The organism is Achromobacter sp. GD03932, assembly GCF_029839485.1.
In the GTDB taxonomy this organism is placed as follows: domain Bacteria; phylum Pseudomonadota; class Gammaproteobacteria; order Burkholderiales; family Burkholderiaceae_B; genus Achromobacter; species Achromobacter bronchisepticus_A.
Genome location: NZ_JAOCAT010000030.1, coordinates 1 through 17,821 on the forward strand (window position 1 = coordinate 1; position 17,821 = coordinate 17,821).

Genomic DNA, 17,821 nt, shown 5'->3' on the forward strand with positions numbered 1-17,821 from the left:
CTCAGCGCCCCGCAGGCGCTGGTGCACGGCATGAGCTTCCAGGAGTCCTACGCCTTCCTGGACGCCTGGGTGCTGACCGCCTTGCAGGGCCTGGGCATCAAGGCCTGGTACCAGCCGCTCAACGACATCGCCTCGGACATCGGCAAGATCGGCGGCGCGGCGCAGGCCCGCCGCGGCGGCGCGGTGCTGCACCACGTCACCATGTCCTACGACATCGACGCGGATAAAATGGTCGAGGTCCTGCGCATCGGCCGCGAAAAACTGTCGGACAAAGGCACCACCAGCGCCAAGAAGCGCGTCGATCCCTTGCGCACCCAGACCGGGCTGGCGCGGGAAGTGATCATTGACCGCATGGTGGAAACTTTTGCCGGCCTGCACCGTCTCACCCCCGGGCAGATAGGCAGCGACACGCTGGCGCGCGCGCAAGCGCAGGCGGCCGAGAAGTTCTCCACGCCCGAATGGACCGGCGTGGTGCCCTGAACGGCCGCGCCCCGATTTTCTGGAGGTAGTTTCAATGCGTCGCACATTCACGCCGCAAGGCGCGATAAGCGGTCTCATCCTGGGCGCGGCCCTGCTGGCGCTGGCGGGCTGCGGCAGCACGCCGCCCGCCGACATCACCCTGGCCACGCAGGCGCCGGCCTCGGCGTCCACGCCGGAAAAAGTCGGCGACCTGTCCACCGAGCGCATCAAGTGGGCATCCAGCAAACCGGGCTGCGAGGGCGATTGCCCCCGCATCGAAATCGACAGCGTCGCGTTTCCGGGCATACCCAAGCTGACCGCGCTGGTGGACCACGTGCTGGCCTACATGACCGGCACCGACGCCAACCGCCGCGGCCCTTACGACACGCTGTCCGAATACACGCAGTATTTCTGGTCGGTCGCGCGTCCGCGCGACGCCACCTATTTCAAGGCCAGCGTGAAGGACACGGTGGGTGACGTCGTGGCCGTGGAACTGCACACCGAACAATTCATCACCGGCGCCGCGCACGGCATTCCGGCCACCCAGTACCTGAACTGGGAACGCAGCCGCGGCCGCGTGATGAGCCTGGAAGAAGCCTTGATACCGGGGCGCCATCCGCAATACGTGGCGGCGCTGCGCCAGGCGCACGCCAAGTGGCTGGCCGGCAATCCGGACGCGCGCCGCGATCCGGCGGCCTACAACAAGATGTGGCCGTTCCAGGAAAGCGACAACTACGCGCTGACGCGCGACGGCATCGTGGTCAAGTACGACGCCTATTCCATCGCGCCGTATTCGCACGGCGAACCCGAGCTGAGCATTCCCTATGCGGAACTGCGCGGGATCCTGAAGCCGGAACTGCTGCCGGCTTCGTAGGCCGCCCCCGGAAGCGCCCGCGGCCTGCGCGGGCGCTCCCTGCGGCAGCGAACCGGGGTTCGGTTGAGCGGACTGAGGATGGAGCTAGGGAGGTGGCCGCTTTTTTCGCGTCTGTGGCCGGGTAAGACGCCCAGTCCGCTCAGTGCAACCGCGGCGGCAGGGCGGCGTCCACGCGCCGCCCTTGCGCGCCTCTCGTCTTAGAAGCGGTGACGCACGCCCACCATGGCAACCGTGCTCTTCACGCCGTCGGTGAACGCGAAGTTGGTGGCATACGAACCCAAGGCGTACAGGTTGGTGCGCTTGGACAGGTTGTAGGTGTAGCCCAGGCTGTAGATGTTCATGGTGGCGTCGTCGCCGGTCAGCTTGGTGCTGTCCGTGTCGGCGCGCTGCCACGACGCCAGGAGGTTGCTGGCGCCGCCGATCGGCACGCTCAGGCCCACCAGGTAGGAATTGGCCTTGAAGCCCGACACCGCAACGTTGGTGCCAAAACCCTTGGCCGTGGGGCTGCCGCTGCCGAAGGCATTGGCGCCCTGGCCGGTGAACCAGCCGTCACGCGTCTGGCCGTAGGCCAGCGCCAGCTTCAGCACTTCGAAATCGTACGAACCGCCGATCATCCACGACTTGGGCGTGGCGTCGGCGTTCAACTGGTTCGCCGGGTTCAGCTGGTCATACGTCAGCGCCACATTCACCGGGCCGCTGACATAGCGCAGGCCGGTGGTGATGGCGCGGGTGTTGTCGGCGGTCTTGAAGCCGGTCTGCGTGGAAGTCGTGTCGGAGGCGTTGAACGAGTAGCCGATGCCGAACTGCAGGCCGCTGAACGACGGCGTCGAGTACTGCACCATGTTGTCGTAGCGGACCGTGTTGGCGGCGCTGAAGGCCACGCCGACGTTGGCCTGGCCGTAGCTGCCGCCGAACGGATCGATCGCGGCGAAGTACTTCGAGGCGATGTTGGTCTGACGGCCCAGTTCCAGAAGGCCCCACGAGGTGCTCTTCAGGCCGATGGTGGCTTGGCGGCCGAACAGGCGGCTGTTCTGGCCCGACGTGCCGTTGGCCGAGTTGAAGCCGCTTTCCAGCGTGAACACGGCGCTCAGGCCGTCGCCCAGGTCCTCGGCGCCGCGCAGGCCCCAGCGCGAACCGCTGGACACGCCATTGACCATGCCAACCTTGGACTCATGGTAACCGTCGCCCTTGATGCGCTGGTAGCCGATACCCGTATCGATCAGGCCGTAGAGCGTCACCGAGGTTTCCGCTTGCGCCGTTGCGCCGAAGGCAGCCAGCATCGCGGTGACGAACAAAGTCTTTTTCATTGCAAATTCCCATTGATTGAACAGACATGCGCATCCGGGCTGGCACGCATCGCGTGCGGCGCGCTCGGCGCATGGCAGGAACGAATTCTAGGGACGCAATGTGTCAGTTCTGGTTACGCAAGCTGGGAAAATCCCTAGGCTGCAAAAAAGCGCCCGGGATGTGGCGCACCGCCGACATCCCGCATGCCATCGCGCGGCGCCCGCAAGCCTGCAATACCGGTGTGCTATTCGTGCGCGTTGCGCTTGCGGACGCGCAAATGGAAATCGCCCCTTGCGGGGCGATTTCCGTTTTTGTCTCCCTGCCCTCCTCGGCGCGGCGTCCGGGGACGCCCCGCCGTATCCGGTATCAGGGGTACAGGCCGCGCACCTGGCGCGCTTGCAGGATGCGCGTGCAAGCGACGATGAACGCCGCCGTGCGCAGCGTGACCTTGTGTTCCTTGGCCACTTGCGACACCGACGCGTAGGCTTCGCGCATCAGGCGCTCCAGGCGCTGGTTGATCTCGTCCTCGCTCCAGAAGAAGCTGGAGAAGTCCTGCACCCATTCGAAGTAGCTGACCGTCACGCCGCCGGCGTTGGCCAGCACGTCCGGCACCACGTACACGCCGTGTTCGGCCAGGATGTCGTCCGCTTCCGGCGTGGTCGGGCCGTTGGCGCCTTCCACCACGATCTTCGCGCGCACCTTGGCGGCGTTGTCGGCGGTGATCTGGCTTTCCAGGGCGGCCGGGATCAGGAATTCGGTTTCCAGCGTCCAGAATTCAGCCTTGTCCATGGCCTGGCCGCCGGAGAAGCCGCCCACGCCGCCATGCTGCGACACATAGGACAGCAGCTTGTGCACGTCCAGGCCCGCCGGATTGTGGACGGTGCCGGTGTGGTCCTGCGCGGCGATGACCTTGGCGCCGGCTTCATGGAACAGACGGGCGGCGGTGCCGCCCACGTTGCCGAAGCCCTGCACCACCACGCGCGCCTTGGACACGTCGATGTTGAGGTCGCGCGCGGCTTCGCAGCCCACCACGAACACGCCGCGGCCGGTGGCCTCGACGCGGCCCAGGCTGCCGCCCAGCGCGATCGGCTTGCCGGTGACCACGCCCGTGGCGGTGGCGCCTTCGTTCATGGAGTACGTGTCCATCATCCAGGCCATGGTCTGGGCGTTGGTGTTCACGTCGGGCGCCGGGATGTCCTTGGACGGTCCGATGATGACGCCGATTTCCGAGGTGTAGCGGCGCGTCATGCGCTCGAGTTCGGAGGCCGACAGCTTGCGCGGATCGACGCGCACGCCGCCCTTGGCGCCGCCGTAGGGCAGGTTCACCGCGGCGTTCTTGATCGACATCCAGGCCGCCAGCGCCATCACTTCGGAGAGCGTGACGTCCTGGTGGAAACGCACGCCGCCCTTGCCGGGGCCGCGCGAGGTGTTGTGCTGGACGCGGTAGCCCTCGAAGTGGGCGATGCTGCCGTTGTCGAGTTCGATCGGCACGTCGACGATCAGGGAACGCTTCGGGCGCTTCAGGGTCTCGACCCAACGCGCCAGCGAACCAAGATACGGGGTGACCCGGTCGACTTGTTGCAGGTAGTTGCCCCAGGGACCGAGGTCCTCGGCGTTCAGATAAGACGGCAATGCGTGGGTGGGAGTTTGAGACATGAGCTGGCTCTCCTGACAAAGTTGCGCCATTTTATCCACGAAAGTTATAGCGTCCCCATTTAAAACGAAAATATTTTAATTAGGGACATATAACTGTTGCGGCGGTTGAACGGGCCGCAAACCCAAGCCTGATGCTGCCCTTATCCTAAGCCGCCAAATCGGCAGCGTCCAGCCTGCCAGCCATAAGCCGCAAGCCCTGCCGCCCGCCATAAGGGGGATGAAAAACGGGGCGGTTTCCTCCCAGGAAACCGCCCCGCCCGATCCTGCCCACATCCGAAGGATGAGGCGCCGGTCCGCTCAATCGTTCAACAACTGCCAGGCCAGGCGGGCGGCCGCCCGCGCGCCATGGCCGTCCTGGTCGAAACGCGGGTTGAACTCCGCCATGTCGGCCAGGCGCAGCTTGCCGCTGGCCTTGACCCGCAGCACGATTTCCTCGATCACCGGCAGCGGCACCCCATAGGGCGCCGGCGCCGATACCCCGGGCATGACCGCCGCGGGCAGCACGTCCAGGTCGATGGTCAGGTAGACGTGGCGCGCCCGGGCCAGCAAGGCGTCGACGTTGGCCAGGCGCGCCGCCAGGTGGCGCTCCTGCATGTCGCGGTCCTCGACCCAGACGGCGCCGACTTCAGCGGCGCGCGCATACAGCGCCGGCGTGTTGGCCAGCCGCGATACGCCCAGGCAGGCGTATTGCAGGGCCCGCCCGCGTTCCTCGCAATAGCGCGAAATCTGGTCGAACGGCGTGCCGGAGCTGCCGGGCCGTCCGGTGCGCAGGTCGAAGTGCGCGTCCAGGTTCAGCACCAGCACGGGCTCCGTGTCGCCGCGGGCGTCCAGCCAGCGCGCCAGCCCCTGGAAGCTGCCCCAGGCGATCTCGTGGCCGCCGCCCAGCACCAGCGGGCGGGCGCCCTGCTCCATCAGTTCCGCCACGCGCAGGCCCAGCTGTTCCTGGGCGTCTTCGAGCCGGTCGCCTTCGCAGGCCACGTCGCCCGCGTCCAGCAGGCGCGTGAGGCCGTGGGCCGGCAGGCCCGCCAGGAACTTGCGGATGGCCGACGGGCCTTCAGCCGCGCCGATGCGGCCCTGGTTGCGGGCCACGCCGGCGTCGCAGGCAAAGCCCAGCAGCACCGCCTCGCCTTTGCGGGCTTGGCCGGCGGCCGCTTCGACGATATGCGCCAGGCGGCGCGTGTCGCCTTGTTCGGCGCTGTCGTCGCGGGCCTTCCACAAGCTTCGGTCGAATTGCGCCACGCTCATGCCGCCCCCTGCCCCGCGTTCAGCACCGCCTGCAGGAACTCGCGGGTGCGCGGCTCCCGCGGTTGGGTGAAGATCACGTCGGGCGAGCCGGATTCCAGGATCACGCCGCCGTCCATCACCGCCACCACGTCGGCCACGTCGCGGGCGAAACCCATTTCGTGCGTGACCACCATCATGGTCATGCCTTCCTTGGCCAGCAGCTTCATGACCTGCAGCACTTCACCCACCAGCTCCGGGTCCAGCGCCGAGGTGGGCTCGTCGAACAGCATGACCTTGGGCTGCATGGCCAGCGCGCGCGCGATGGCGACGCGCTGCTTCTGCCCGCCGGACAGGCTGGCCGGCATGGCCGACATCTTCTGGCCCAGGCCGACCTTGTCCAGCAGGTCCGCCGCCAGCGCGTGGGCTTCTTCGCGGCCCATGCCGCGCAGCTTGCGCGGACCGACCGTCACGTTGTCCAGCACCGACAGGTGCGGGAACAGGTTGAAGCCCTGGAACACCATGCCCACCTGCATGCGCAGCTGGTTGAGCTCGGCCTCGGGCAACAGCTTGCCGTGGTCCAGCAAGGTCTGGCCGCAGATGTCGATGGTGCCGGTCTGCGCCACTTCCAGCCCGTTGCAGCAGCGCAGCAAGGTGCTCTTGCCCGAACCGCTGGGCCCGATCACCACCACCACCTGGGACGGCAGCACGTCGAAGTCGATGCCGCGCAGGACTTCGTGGTCGCCATAGGACTTGCGCAGGCCGCGGATGCGGATCATTTCTTGCGGGTCCGCGGCCCGGGTCGTAGCGGAGTTCATTGCGGAGTTCATTGCACCATCCCTCCCGCGCGCAGGCGGTGTTCAACCTTGCGCAGCACCAGCATGGTGGCCGTGGTCAGGATCAGATAAATCAGCGCCACCACCAGATAGGTTTCCAGCGAGCGATAGGACACGCTGATGATCTTCTGGCCTTCATGCATCAGGTCGTGGATCGTCAAGAGCGACACCAGGGCCGAGTTCTTGATCAGCGCGATGAATTCATTGCCCAGCGGCGGGATCATGCGCACCACCGCCTGCGGCAGCACGATGATGCGCATGGCCTGGCCGGACGACATGCCCAGCGAGCGCGCCGCTTCGGTCTGGCCGCGGTCCACCGACTGGATCGCGCCGCGCACGATTTCGGACACGTAGGCGCCGGAATACATGCCCAGCCCCAGCACGCCGCAGGCGAACGCCGGCAGGGTGATGCCGAAATGCGGCAGGCCGAAGAACCAGATGAACAGCTGCACCAGCAGCGGCGTGCCGCGGAACAGCAGCAGGTAGACGCTGCACAGGTTGTAGATGACGTAGCGCTTGGGGTTCAGGCGCCCCACGCCCACCAGCAGGCCGATGACGCAGGCCAGCAGCAAGGCGCCCGCGGTCACCTCGACGGTGACCACGGCGCCATTGATCAGCGCGCCGAAGTCGGCAAAGACGGGAGAAAAATCCAGGTTCATTTCGCGGGGGCCTCGAACCACTTGTTGACGATGGCCTGGTAGCTGCCGTCGGCCTTGAGCTTCTGCAGCGCGGCGTTCAGTTCACGGGTCAGCTCGGGCTTGTTCTTGGGCACGGCGATGCCGTAGTCCTCGGTGGTGATCTGGTCGTTCAGCACCGTCAGGTCCGGCGTGCTCTGGGCGAACAGCTTGGCGGCGGGCTTGCCGGTCACGGCGGCTTCGGCGCGGCCGATCTGCACCAGGTTGAACATTTCCTGGTTCTTCTCGACTTCCACGCGCTGCACCGCCGGGTAGTGTTCCTTCAGGTAGTTGACCGACTTGGTGCCGACCTGCACCGAGACCTTGCGGCCGTCCAGGTCCTTCAGCGTCTTGACCGGGCCGTCCTTCTTGGTCATCACGACCAGGCCGCCCGCGTAGTAGGGATCGGTGAAGTCCACCACCTTGGCGCGCTCGGGCGTGATGTAGATGGCGGACACGGCGATATCGGCGCGGCCGGCCTGCAGCGCGGGAATCAGGCCCTTGAAGTCGATGTCGATCCACTCGACCTTCTTGCCCATGGCGCCGGCCAGCGCTTCCACCAGTTCGATGTCGAACCCGGTGCGCTTGCCGTCCTTGACGAACTCCATCGGCGGGAAGGTCGCGTCGGTGACGGCGCGGATGGTTTCCTGGGCGAACGCCGGACCGGCGCTCCAGGCGAGGCCCAGCGTCAGGGCGGCGGTCAGCAGTGTGCGGCGAGTGGTCATGGTGGGTCCTCTATGGAATGGGGATACGGCGGTCGGGTGGGTATGGGTACGGCGTGGAATGGAAGAAGGCTGTTTCAATGAACCTGCAACTTCGCCGAGATGCGCCGGGCCGCGGCCACGGTCATTTCGGTCAATGCCTCGGGCCGCTGGGCGGCCCGGGTCGATGGCGCCATCAGCGTGATCGAGGCCACGGCCTGATTGGCGCGTTGAAAAATGGGGACGCTGACACCCCAGACGCCGGCATCGACTTCGCTGTCGGTGACGGCATAACCCTGGGCGCGGATGGCTTCCAGCTCGTGGCCCAACCGGCCGGCGTCCACGTCGGCCTCGGCCGCCAGATAAGCCAGCGCGGCCTGCTGCCGGGCCAGCGGCATGAAGGCCAGCAGCGACTTGGCCGACGCGCCGCGCGCCAGCGGCAGGCCGCGCCCCTTGGTGAAGGAACAGCGCAGCGGATGCTGGCTTTCGATCATGTCCAGGCAGACCGCCTGGTCCTTGACCGCCACCAGCAGGCCTATGGTCTCGCCGGAGGCGGCGGCCAGCGCGGCCATGTCGGGCTGCGCTTCATGGATCAGGAACGAGGACTGGTCAAAGCCCCAGGCCAGCTGCACGCATAGCGGGCCGGGGCCGTATTCACCGTCGTGCTCGGCGACAAAACCCCAGCGCTTGAGCAGCGCCACCTGGCGGTACAGGGTGCTTTGCGCCAGGCCGGTCTGCTCGGCCAACGCGGCAATGCTAAGGGGGCCGTCGTGCCTGGCCAAGGTGGCCAGCACATACAGCACGCGATCCGCGCCTGCCCCGACTGATAGATCCGCTTTCAACATGTGGCTCCAAGCTAACGGAGCGCAGATTATCAATTTATGGCTCTAACTCTGCTTTTTATTCCCGAATACTGAGAATAGCTGGGGAAAACCCCGAATGGCGGACGCAAAAAAAGCGCCCGAAGGCGCCAAAGCGTCCGCCGCGCCCCGGCGGCGCGCGTCGGACCTGACCCTGTCCTGGGGCCGGTCAGGGCTGGTGGGCGGTCGACCCCAGGATGCGCTCGGCGCAACGCGCCCAGTACAGCAGCCGCGCATCTTCCTTTACGAAGCCGACCATCTGGAAGCCCAGCGGCAGCCCGTTGGGGCCGCGCGCGACCGGCAAGGTGATGGACGGGTTGTGCAGCAACGACCAGATGCGGATGAAGGCCGAGCTGCCGGTCGAGCTGGCGAGCGGCGCCTCGCCCAGCGTGGACGGCATGGCCACTGCGTCGACCTCGCGCGCAACGTCGTAGAACGCCCGGCGGCAGGCGTCGGCGGCATCCAGCGCGCCGGCGTAATCGGCCGCGGACAGGCCCTCGCCCATCGTCAGGTACTCGATCAGCCCGGGATCGCACAGCGCCGCATGGTCGCGCTTGATGGCGGCATACTCGCGCGCCAGGTCGTAGGCCATGATCACGTCCTGCGCCTCGCCCATGGTGTCGAAGGCCGGCGGCATGACCAGCTCTGTGACCTTGACGCCGGCGGTCGACAAGGCGCGCAGATTGGCCTCGAAGCTCTCGCGCATGCAGGGTTCGGTGTCGGCCCAATCCTTGGGGCGCCACACGCCCAGACGGAAGTCGTTGCGCAACGAGGACGCCGGATCAAACCGGGGATCGCCCGTAAACGCACGCATGAACAAGGCCGCGTCGTCGGCCGAACGCGAGATCGGCCCGATCACGTCCAGTACCCGCGAATAGCGCCGGATCGCCACGTAGGGAATGGCGTCCAGCGTGGGCTTGAAGCCGACCGCGCCGCAGAATGCTGATGGCCGCAGGATGGAGCCCGCCGTCTGCGTGCCGATGGACAGCGGCGCCATGAAGTCGGCGACGGCCGCCGCCGAACCAGCCGAGGACGCGGCCGGCGTGCGGGTCAGGTCATGCGGGTTGCGCGCAGGCCCGGGCAGCATGATGGCGTGGCGCGACACGGTGTTCTTGCCCAGCACGTTGAAGCCCAGCTCCTGCGCCTGCGTCACCACGGGCGCATCGGCCTCGGGCTGGCGGCCGGGGAAGATCTCGGGGTCGCCCAATTCGGTGGGCATGGCCGCGGTGTCGATGGTGTCCTTGATGCCCAGCGGCACGCCGTCCAGCGCGCGCTGCCGGCCATGGCGGTCCCATTCGCGGGCGCGGGCCAGCGCGCCCTCGGCGTCGACCCGGACCCAGGCCTTGACGCCGCCGTTGCGCTCCTCGATGCGCTCCAGGCAGGCGCGCGCCCAGGCCTCGCAAGTCAGCTTGCCCTGCTCCAGCGCGGCCAGGCCCTCGGTGGCGGTCAAAGCGGCGATGGCGCCAGGCGCCGGACGGCGCGCAACGGGCGCCGGGGAAACCATGGTTTCGGAAATAGGCAAGATACGGCTCCTGCAAAGAGATATGGAAATATGGATTTGCCATCCGCGACGGCGGCTGCCGGCGGGATGACTCTGGCGCTTTCAAGCGGGAACGCTGCCGCTGGGCGGACGGTCCGCGCCCGCATGGCCGCCCCGCCCTATGTACAGATCGCTCATGTGCTGGTTGGCCAGCAGCGCCTGCCCCGTGTCGGTCAGCACGATGCGGCCGGAATCCAGGATGTAGCCGCGGTCGCTGAACGCCAGCGCCTGGCGCGCGCGCTGCTCCACCATCAGCACGCCCACGCCGATCTGGGGCAAGCGCCGCACTTCGGCGAACACCTGCTCGGTCAGCGCCGGCGACAAGGCGGCGGACGGTTCGTCCAGCACCATCAGGCGCGGCGAAGACATCAGCGCGCGGGCAAAGGCCAGCTGCTGGCGTTCGCCGCCGGAGAGGTTCTCGGCATGGGTCTTGCGCCGCCCGGCCAGCGCGGGAAACAGGTCGAACATGTCGCGGATGCGCTTTTCGCGCGCCTGCACGTGCTCCACCACCTGCAGGTTTTCCAGCACAGTCAGCGCGCCGAACACGTTGCGCACCTGCGGCACGTATGAGATGCCGATGCGCACGCGCTCCTCGACCGGCAGCGCGAGCAGGTCGCGGCCATCGAAGGTCATGGTGCCGGCGATGCGCGGCAACAAACCCATCACCGCCTTGACCAGCGTGGACTTGCCCGCGCCGTTGGTGCCGGCGATGGTGACGATCTCGCGCGGCGCCACGTGCATGTCGATGCCGGACACGATATCGACCTCGCCGTAGCCCCCGGACAGGCCTTGCATGACGAGCTGGCTCATATCACTCCCCCCATGTACGCTTCGCGCACCTGTTCATTGGCCAGCACGCTGTCGGGCGTGCCTTCGGCGATGACCCGGCCGCGGTCCATGACGTACATGCGCGGCACGATGCGCGACAGCTCTTCCAGGTTGTGTTCGATGATGGCGACGGTCAGGCCGCGCTGGTTCAGTTCCACGATGCGCGCCGACAGCTCTTCGATCAGCACCGGATTGACCCCGGCGAACGGCTCGTCCAGCAGGATGCAGCGCGGCTCCAGCATCAAGAGCCGCCCCAGCTCCAGCAGCTTCTTCTGCCCGCCCGACAACTTGCCGGCGGGCTCGTCCGCCACCCGGGACAGGTTCAGGAAGGCCAGCAGCTCGTGCACCCGCTCCGCGTTGCGCGCTTCTTCGCGGGCGACTTCGCGGCGGGCGAAGACCAGCGCCGCCAGCTTTTCGCCGCGCTGGTCCGGCGCGGCCGCCATCATGTTGTCAAAGACCGTCAGCTGGCTGAACTCGCGCGGCACCTGGAAGGTGCGCGCCAGGCCCCGGCGCACGCGCTGGTGCACGGCCACGCCCGTGATGTCCTCGTCGGCGAAGCGCACCGACCCGGAACTGGGCGGGATGTAGCCCGTGACCACCGAGAACAGCGTGCTCTTGCCCGCGCCGTTGGTGCCGATCACCCCGACCATTTCACCCTTGCGCACTTCCAGCGATACGTCGTCCAGCGCCTTGAAGCCGCCGAAGCTGGCGCTCAGCCCTTTGATGCAAAGCAGCGTCATGCCTTTCTCCTGCGCGTAGTGCCCGCGTTGCCGAAAATGCCCTGGGGCCGGTAAAGCACCACGCAGATGAGCGCCAGGCCGATGACGCCGATGCGCACGCTGGCCATCTGCACCTCCGAGATGCCGCCGACGAAGTCGCGCACGAAGCGCGAGCCTTCCAGGAATCCGACCAGCAGCACCGTGCCGGCCACCACGCCGCTCAGGCGCCCCACCCCGCCCAGGATGATGGCGATCCAGATGTAGAAGGTGATCAGCGGCACGAACTGCTCGGGGCTGATGAAGGTCAGGTAGTGCGCCTGGAAGGCGCCCGCCAGGCCGGCCAGGCCCGCGCCCAGCATCAGCGAACGGGTCTTGAAGCGGGCCGGGTCCTTGCCCAGCGCCCGCACCGCGACTTCGTTGTCCCGCACCGCCTCGATCACGCGGCCAAACGGGCTGCGTATCACCAGGTGGATGAGGAACAAGGCGCCGGCGTTGACCGCCAGAAGCAACAGCATGATCCACAGGTCCACCGTCTGCGGCGAGGCCCAGCCCGCGAACAGCCGCGGGATGCCCGGCAGGCCGTGCATCCCGCGCGTCAGCCATTCCTCGGTCTGCAGCATCATGCGCACCGACTCCGAGAAACCCAGCGTCACGATGGCGAGGTAGTCGCTGCCCAGCCGCAAGGCGATCATGCCCAGCGGCCACGCGGCCAGCGCCGCGAACGCCGCGGCCGCCGCCATGGAGATGGGTATGGGCACGCCCTTGAGCGACAGCAGGGCCGAGGTGTAGGCGCCGATGGCGAAGAAGCCGACGTGGCCGAAGTTGATCAGTCCGGTGAACCCGTAGTGCAGCGACAGGCCGAAGGCCAGCAGCATGTAGATCAGGATCCCGATGGCGATAGCAATCAGATAGGCTTCCATGATTTCACCTCGCCGCCATCGGACGGCCGAAGATGCCCTGGGGACGCAGCAGCAGCACGCACAGCAGCACCGCGAAGGCGAATACGATCTTGTAGGCAGGTCCCACCACCAGGCTGGCGACTTCCTGCGCAATGCTGAACACCATGATCCCGACGATGGCGCCCACCGGATTGCCGATGCCGCCCAGGATCACGGCCGCGAACATGGGCATCAGCAATTCCCAGCCCAGCTCGGGGATCACCACCGCCTTGATGCCCAGCAGTACGCCGCCCAGCCCGCAATAGGCGCCCGCGATGCTCCACAGCGTGATCATCACGCGCCGTCCGCGGATGCCGCTGGCCGCGGCCAGCTCGGGGTTGTCCGCCACCGCCCGCATGCGCCGCCCGGTGGGCGTCATGTGCATCAGGGCGAACACCAGCGCCAGCGCGGCCACCGCCGTGCCGACGATGTACAGGTCGGTAGGCAAAATGCGCACGCCGCCGAAATTCCAGGCGCGCGTGAGCGGCAGGTCGAAGGTGTACTGGTCCTGCCCGGCGAAGAAGGTGATCGTGCTGCGCAGCGCGAACGCCACGCCGATGGACGCGATCAGGCGCGACACGTTGGAGCGCGACTCCAGCGGCCGGAACACCCAGGCATAGAAGAACAGGCTGACCAGGGTGGTGCCGGCGACGGCGGCCAGGCCGCCCGCCAGCATCGAGCCGCCGGCCAGCGCCTGCGTGAAGACGGCGGCGTAGGCGCCCAACGTCATGTAGTCGCCGCTGGCGGCGTTGGGAAAGCGGGCGATGCCGAACACCAGCGTGATCGCCAGTGCCGGCAAGGCCAGCAGCATCCCGATCACAACGCCGTTGATCGCGGCGTTGATGACGGTGATTGCATCCATACTTGTGTTCCCCTAGTGTTTTTATCGTCAGACTTTGCCGGCGATGACTTCATTGAGCACCAGCTTGCCGTCGCGGATGTCGAAGACGCCAAAGTCCGGCACGGTCTCGCCCTGCTTGCCGAAGTCCAGGCGCGAGGACGCGCCGTCGTAGTCCACCGGCTTGCCGGCGCGCAGCAGCGCCTGGCCTTGCGCGAAGCCGCTGACCTTTTCGCCGCCGCCCTGCGCGGTCACGGCGCGGATCTTGCCGTTGATGGCAGCCACGTCCGCGGCAGCCCCCGCCGCCTCGATCGCCAGCGCCAGCGTGATCACCATGTCGTAGGACTGCGACGCGAAGATGTCCGGTTCGCGCTTGGTGCGCTTGCGGAATTCGGCGGCGAAGTGCTTGTAGGCCTGATGCTCGTGGGCGGCGACGTTGGAGATCGAGATGATGCCTTCGGTGGCCTCCTTGCCCAGCGCCTTCACCAGGTCTTCGTTGGCGGTCCAGCCCGGCATGATGAACTTGCAGTCCTGGCCGGTCTGGAACCACTCCTTCAGGATGATGGTGGCGTCGGGCCGGTAGGCGCTCAGCGAAATCACGTCGGGCTTGGAGGCCAGCACCTTGGTCAGTTCGGTGCGGTAGGTGGTCTGGTTGGGCTCGTAGATGGTGAAGGCGCTGACCTGTCCGCCCTTTTCCTGCCAGGCATCACGGAAGTAGTTGGCCTGCCCCACAAACGTGGAGTTATTGAAGGCCATGACCGCCGGCCGCTTGAAGCCGCGCTGGCGCGCCACTTCCGCGAAGGCGCGGCCGAACACCGCGTTGGAGGCCTGGAACATCCAGGCCAGCCCCTGCTTGTTCTCGGTCAGCATTTCCGGCGCGCCGCAGGTGTTCATGGTGATGAGGCCCGCGGCATTGGTGATGGGCATGGCGGCCAGGCCCACCGACGAGGGCCAGATGCCGACTACCGCCTCGACCTTGTTGATCTCGATCAGCTTCTTCACGGCCAGAACGGCCGCGTCGGGCTTGGTCTGGTCGTCTTCGGCGTAGAGCTGGATCTTGCGGCCGGCGGCGCCGCCGGCGGCGTTGACCTCATCGATGGCGATCTTGATGGCTTCCAGCATGGCCGGCCCGTAGGGACCGCCGACGCCGGTGATGGAATTGAGCGCCCCCAGGCGGAACGGCTGGGCCGACTGCGCCCGGACCAGGGAGGGCGCGGCGGCGCAAGCGGCCAGCGCGGCGCTGGCCGCGATAAAGCCGCGGCGGGAAAGATGGATGGGCTGTGTCATGAAGGTTCCTTGCGGCGTGAACATCTTTGTTCAACTTCGAATAGCCGCCGGCGTCAATAGCGCCGGCGTCCCCTTGGAGCTTGGATGCGACTTCGATACTGCCTGCTGCGGTTTGCCTGCTACGCGATGACTCCTCGGGCGCGCATGCCTGCAATTCTGTCTTCCGCCACGCCGAAGCGGCGCAGCACCTCGTCCGTGTGCTGCCCCATCAGCGGCGCCGCCGTGCGCAAGGCGCCGGGCGTTTTGGAAAACTTGGTCGGAATGCCGATGGTCTTCATCTTGCCCAGCGCGGGATGGTCCAGTTCCTGCACCATGCCGCGCGCCAGGTAATGCGGGTCCTGCATGGCCTGGCCGAAATCGTTGATCGGGCCGCAAGGCACGGAGGCCCGTTCGCAGCGCTCGATCCATTCAGCCGCGTCGGCACGCGCGAATTCGGCTTCCAGCAACGGCTCCAGCTCGGCGATGTTGGCCAGCCGGTCGGAGTTGGTGATGAAGCGCGGATCGGTGATCAGTTCGGGCCGCTCCAGCACGTCCGCGCACAGGCGCTCCCAGGTGCGCTGGTTGGCCGCGCCTATCATGATGAAGCCCTGGCGCGTGCCGAAGGCCTGGTATGGCGCCGACACGCGGTGGCGGCTGCCGGTGCCTTGCGGCACCGTGCCGTCGGCGAAATAGGCGGCGGCTTCCCAGACGAACCAGGGCAAGCCGCACTCGGCCAGCGCGATGTCGATGTGCTGGCCTTCGCCCGTCTTCATCTGGTGGATGCAGGCGGCCAGGATGGCGTAGACCGCGGTCAGCCCCGCCCCCACGTCATAAATGGCGATGCCCGACTTCAAGGGCCGCCCGTCGGGCTCGCCCGTCATGCTCATGATGCCGCTCATGCCCTGGGCCACCAGGTCGAAGCCGCCCTTGCCCGCGTAGGGTCCGGAATGGCCGTAGCCGGAGATGGAGCAATACACCAGGCGCGGATTGATGCGCGACAGCGTTTCGTAGTCCACGCCCAGCGACTTGGTCACGCCCACGCGGTAGTTCTCCACCACCACGTCGGCCCAGCGCGCCAGCTCGTACAGCACCTCGCGCGCCTCGGGATCCTTCAGGTTCAGCGCCACGCCCTGCTTGTTGCGATTGATCTGGGCGAAACAGGTGGATTCGCCGTTCACGTAGGGACCCATTTCGCGGGAGTCGTCGCCGGCGCCGGTCTTCTCGACCTTGATGACCTCGGCGCCCAGGTCGGCCAGCACCATGGTGCAGTACGGGCCGGCCATGATCTGCGAAAGATCCAGGATCTTGATGCCGGCAAGGGGGGATGCAGCTTGAGTCATATGCGGTCCGTCTTGGGTCGGTGGCCGGATCAGCGGCCGATGAATTCGGGAATGCGCTTGGCGGCAAAGGCCTCGCGGCCGCGCCGGTAGTCCTCGGTGCCGAAGCATTCGTAGGCTTCGCTGCGCTCTTGCGCGCTTAACGCGCGTCCTTCGCGCAACTGGCCCACGAAGCGCTTGTGCCAGCGGTTGACCAGCGGCGCCGCCGCAGCGATGCGGCGGGCGGTGGCGTAGGTTTGTTCCGCCACGCGCTCGTCATCCACCACGCGGGTCAGCAGGCCCTTGGACATGGCTTCTTCGGCGCCGAAGATGTTTCCTTCCAGCAGGATTTCCAGCACGCGCGCAGCGCCCACCACGCGGATCAGGTCGGCCAGTTCCTGGTGGTCCACGGTCAGCCCGATGCGATTCACCGGGATGCCATAGCGGCTGTTGCGCCCGCCGATGCGGATGTCGCACAAGGCGGCCAGTTCCAGCCCGCCGCCCACGCACACGCCTTCGATGCAGGCCACGGTGGGGTGGCGCAGGTGCTTGAGCGTGTCGGTCATGGAAAGCGTGAAGAGCGCGTACTCGGCCGCCTGCGCCGCGCCGTCGCGGTCTTCCTCGAAGCCGCCGATATCGCTGCCGGCGCAGAAGGCGCCGCCCGCGCCCCGCAGGACCACGCAGCGCACGCTATCGTCGGCATCGAGTTCACGCATGACCCGGCCGAATTCCCGGTACATGTCCAGCGTGAACGCATTGCGCTTTTCCGGGCGGTTCATCAGCACGGTGGCCACGCCGTCGGCGTCGCGGCTCAGGTCTATGCTCATGCCACGTCCTCCAGGCGCAGTTCGGTGCCCTTGAGCACCACCCTGCCGTCCAGTTCCAGCGTGGCGTCGGTGACGATGGTGTCGTAGTGGGCGGCGGCCTTGACGGTGCCGCCGATGTAGGCGCTGGTGCCCAGCGCCAACTGGATCGAGCCGTAGACCGATTCGTCGGACAGCATGGTGCCGTCCAGCTGGCAGCGCGGGTTCATGCCCACGCCCAGCTCGCCCAGGTTGTAGACCAGCGGATCGTTGAAGCTGGCCAGCAGATCGCGGAACTGGCGCGCCACCGCGCCGCCCTCGATCGCCACGGCCATGCCCTTTTCCATATGGATGCGCACGGGTTCGTCGCGGATCAGCGAGACGCCGGGAATGCTGGCGTTGACCACGATCACGCCTTCGGCCGTGCCTTCCACCGGCGCCAGGCTGGACTCCAGGCAATAGCCCGCCGAGATGTCGGTGGTGTTGGCGAAGCCGTGCAGCGCGCGGCCGCGGCGGCCGGCGATGCTCATGGTCACGTCGGTGCCGAGCTCGCTGGTGACGCGGGCCGTGTCGGCGCGGGTCAGCGCGTCGGCCAGCCCCTGGATCTGCGGGCGCAGCGCGTCGAAGTCGCAGTCCCAGCCTTCGGCCAGGAAGAAATCGGGCAGATGCGATTCGGGCAGCACGATCACGCCGACCCCGGCGCGCGTGGCCTGCTGGCGCGCATCGGTATGCGCGGCGTTGGCGCGGGTCAATGCAATCACCAGGTCGGCCGCCTGCATGGCCTGGGCCACCACCGGCGACAACTGCCGGCCATGGCGCGCGGAGCCGGCGATCTGCAGCAGGTGCAGGCCGGCGCCCGCCTCGTCCACCGCAATGGCCAGGGGCTCGACGTTGTGGTGGGTATGCAGGTCATACAGCACCAGCACTTCCATGCCTGGCTTGGCCGCGCCCAGCTGGCTGACCACCTTGCGCGCGTTCTTCAGTTTCAACAGCGTATGCATGGTG

17 protein-coding genes and 1 pseudogene are annotated in these 17,821 nt (G+C 67.2%); 2 read left to right on the plus strand and 16 right to left on the minus strand.

The annotated features are described in order from the left end of the window. A pseudogene (locus N5C88_RS24285) lies at positions 1-480 on the plus strand (biotin/lipoate A/B protein ligase family protein); the annotation flags it as partial. Positions 481-514: 34 nt separating this feature from the next. Continuing rightward, positions 515-1,333 carry an RsiV family protein gene (locus tag N5C88_RS24290; RefSeq protein WP_059380305.1) on the plus strand — a complete coding sequence of 273 codons (819 nt, stop codon included), beginning with the start codon at positions 515-517 and terminating at the stop codon, positions 1,331-1,333. Between the two features lie 197 nt (positions 1,334-1,530). On the opposite strand, the gene N5C88_RS24295 is transcribed toward N5C88_RS24290, so the two are convergent. The 16 genes from N5C88_RS24295 to N5C88_RS24370 all read right to left on the minus strand — a co-directional run bounded on the left by N5C88_RS24295 (position 1,531) and on the right by N5C88_RS24370 (position 17,817). Then, on the minus strand, positions 1,531-2,640 hold the full coding sequence (locus N5C88_RS24295; RefSeq protein ID WP_059380306.1) for a porin: 1,110 nt from the start codon (positions 2,638-2,640) through the stop codon (positions 1,531-1,533). A 346-nt stretch (positions 2,641-2,986) separates the two neighbouring features. Continuing rightward, entirely contained in the window at positions 2,987-4,276 is a 1,290-nt protein-coding gene (locus N5C88_RS24300) for a Glu/Leu/Phe/Val dehydrogenase (protein WP_059380307.1), read from the minus strand. Positions 4,277-4,573: 297 nt separating this feature from the next. Next, positions 4,574-5,521 (minus strand): formimidoylglutamase, encoded by a 948-nt coding sequence (gene hutG / locus N5C88_RS24305; RefSeq protein ID WP_059380308.1) that lies wholly within the window; start codon positions 5,519-5,521, stop codon positions 4,574-4,576. Next, positions 5,518-6,327 carry an amino acid ABC transporter ATP-binding protein gene (locus N5C88_RS24310; RefSeq protein ID WP_059380309.1) on the minus strand — a complete coding sequence of 270 codons (810 nt, stop codon included), beginning with the start codon at positions 6,325-6,327 and terminating at the stop codon, positions 5,518-5,520. Before N5C88_RS24310 ends, hutG begins: the two co-directional genes overlap by 4 nt. After that, on the minus strand, positions 6,324-6,992 hold the full coding sequence (locus tag N5C88_RS24315) for an amino acid ABC transporter permease (RefSeq protein WP_013393489.1): 669 nt from the start codon (positions 6,990-6,992) through the stop codon (positions 6,324-6,326). Before N5C88_RS24315 ends, N5C88_RS24310 begins: the two co-directional genes overlap by 4 nt. Further along, positions 6,989-7,732: a transporter substrate-binding domain-containing protein gene (locus tag N5C88_RS24320; protein WP_013393488.1), complete on the minus strand. Its 744-nt coding sequence runs from the start codon at positions 7,730-7,732 to the stop codon at positions 6,989-6,991. The genes N5C88_RS24315 and N5C88_RS24320 overlap by 4 nt, the downstream gene beginning before the upstream one ends. A 74-nt stretch (positions 7,733-7,806) precedes the next feature. Further along, on the minus strand, positions 7,807-8,553 hold the full coding sequence (locus N5C88_RS24325; protein ID WP_059380310.1) for an IclR family transcriptional regulator: 747 nt from the start codon (positions 8,551-8,553) through the stop codon (positions 7,807-7,809). A 184-nt stretch (positions 8,554-8,737) separates the two neighbouring features. After that, a complete protein-coding gene (locus N5C88_RS24330; protein ID WP_280016406.1) occupies positions 8,738-10,090 on the minus strand; it encodes an amidase in 1,353 nt (450 codons plus the stop codon). 81 nt (positions 10,091-10,171) lie between these two features. Further along, positions 10,172-10,918 carry an ABC transporter ATP-binding protein gene (locus N5C88_RS24335; RefSeq protein ID WP_059380312.1) on the minus strand — a complete coding sequence of 249 codons (747 nt, stop codon included), beginning with the start codon at positions 10,916-10,918 and terminating at the stop codon, positions 10,172-10,174. Next, entirely contained in the window at positions 10,915-11,676 is a 762-nt protein-coding gene (locus tag N5C88_RS24340; RefSeq protein WP_054456759.1) for an ABC transporter ATP-binding protein, read from the minus strand. The genes N5C88_RS24335 and N5C88_RS24340 overlap by 4 nt, the downstream gene beginning before the upstream one ends. Further along, entirely contained in the window at positions 11,673-12,575 is a 903-nt protein-coding gene (locus tag N5C88_RS24345) for a branched-chain amino acid ABC transporter permease (protein ID WP_054456758.1), read from the minus strand. Before N5C88_RS24345 ends, N5C88_RS24340 begins: the two co-directional genes overlap by 4 nt. A gap of 4 nt (positions 12,576-12,579) precedes the next feature. After that, complete coding sequence (locus N5C88_RS24350) at positions 12,580-13,455, minus strand: branched-chain amino acid ABC transporter permease (RefSeq protein ID WP_059380313.1); 876 nt, start codon at positions 13,453-13,455, stop codon at positions 12,580-12,582. Positions 13,456-13,482: 27 nt separating this feature from the next. Continuing rightward, a complete protein-coding gene (locus N5C88_RS24355) occupies positions 13,483-14,718 on the minus strand; it encodes an ABC transporter substrate-binding protein (protein ID WP_223283476.1) in 1,236 nt (411 codons plus the stop codon). A 119-nt stretch (positions 14,719-14,837) separates the two neighbouring features. Continuing rightward, positions 14,838-16,037, minus strand: a complete 1,200-nt coding sequence (locus tag N5C88_RS24360; protein ID WP_059380315.1) for a CoA transferase — start codon at positions 16,035-16,037, stop codon at positions 14,838-14,840. A 29-nt stretch (positions 16,038-16,066) separates the two neighbouring features. Continuing rightward, positions 16,067-16,840: an enoyl-CoA hydratase-related protein gene (locus N5C88_RS24365; RefSeq protein ID WP_059380316.1), complete on the minus strand. Its 774-nt coding sequence runs from the start codon at positions 16,838-16,840 to the stop codon at positions 16,067-16,069. Then, positions 16,837-17,817, minus strand: coding sequence for a hypothetical protein (locus N5C88_RS24370; RefSeq protein ID WP_280016407.1), 981 nt, complete (start codon positions 17,815-17,817; stop codon positions 16,837-16,839). Before N5C88_RS24370 ends, N5C88_RS24365 begins: the two co-directional genes overlap by 4 nt. Positions 17,818-17,821: the final 4 nt, after the last annotated feature.

Coding starts and splice junctions, on each gene's coding strand:
- N5C88_RS24290 (WP_059380305.1), top strand. CDS start 515: ATGCGTCGCACATTCACGCCGCAAGGCGCGATAAGCGGTCTCATCCTG.
- N5C88_RS24295 (WP_059380306.1), bottom strand. CDS start 2,640: ATGAAAAAGACTTTGTTCGTCACCGCGATGCTGGCTGCCTTCGGCGCA.
- N5C88_RS24300 (WP_059380307.1), bottom strand. CDS start 4,276: ATGTCTCAAACTCCCACCCACGCATTGCCGTCTTATCTGAACGCCGAG.
- hutG (WP_059380308.1), bottom strand. CDS start 5,521: ATGAGCGTGGCGCAATTCGACCGAAGCTTGTGGAAGGCCCGCGACGAC.
- N5C88_RS24310 (WP_059380309.1), bottom strand. CDS start 6,327: ATGAACTCCGCAATGAACTCCGCTACGACCCGGGCCGCGGACCCGCAA.
- N5C88_RS24315 (WP_013393489.1), bottom strand. CDS start 6,992: ATGAACCTGGATTTTTCTCCCGTCTTTGCCGACTTCGGCGCGCTGATC.
- N5C88_RS24320 (WP_013393488.1), bottom strand. CDS start 7,732: ATGACCACTCGCCGCACACTGCTGACCGCCGCCCTGACGCTGGGCCTC.
- N5C88_RS24325 (WP_059380310.1), bottom strand. CDS start 8,553: ATGTTGAAAGCGGATCTATCAGTCGGGGCAGGCGCGGATCGCGTGCTG.
- N5C88_RS24335 (WP_059380312.1), bottom strand. CDS start 10,918: ATGAGCCAGCTCGTCATGCAAGGCCTGTCCGGGGGCTACGGCGAGGTC.
- N5C88_RS24340 (WP_054456759.1), bottom strand. CDS start 11,676: ATGACGCTGCTTTGCATCAAAGGGCTGAGCGCCAGCTTCGGCGGCTTC.
- N5C88_RS24345 (WP_054456758.1), bottom strand. CDS start 12,575: ATGGAAGCCTATCTGATTGCTATCGCCATCGGGATCCTGATCTACATG.
- N5C88_RS24350 (WP_059380313.1), bottom strand. CDS start 13,455: ATGGATGCAATCACCGTCATCAACGCCGCGATCAACGGCGTTGTGATC.
- N5C88_RS24355 (WP_223283476.1), bottom strand. CDS start 14,718: ATGACACAGCCCATCCATCTTTCCCGCCGCGGCTTTATCGCGGCCAGC.
- N5C88_RS24360 (WP_059380315.1), bottom strand. CDS start 16,037: ATGACTCAAGCTGCATCCCCCCTTGCCGGCATCAAGATCCTGGATCTT.
- N5C88_RS24365 (WP_059380316.1), bottom strand. CDS start 16,840: ATGAGCATAGACCTGAGCCGCGACGCCGACGGCGTGGCCACCGTGCTG.
- N5C88_RS24370 (WP_280016407.1), bottom strand. CDS start 17,817: ATGCATACGCTGTTGAAACTGAAGAACGCGCGCAAGGTGGTCAGCCAG.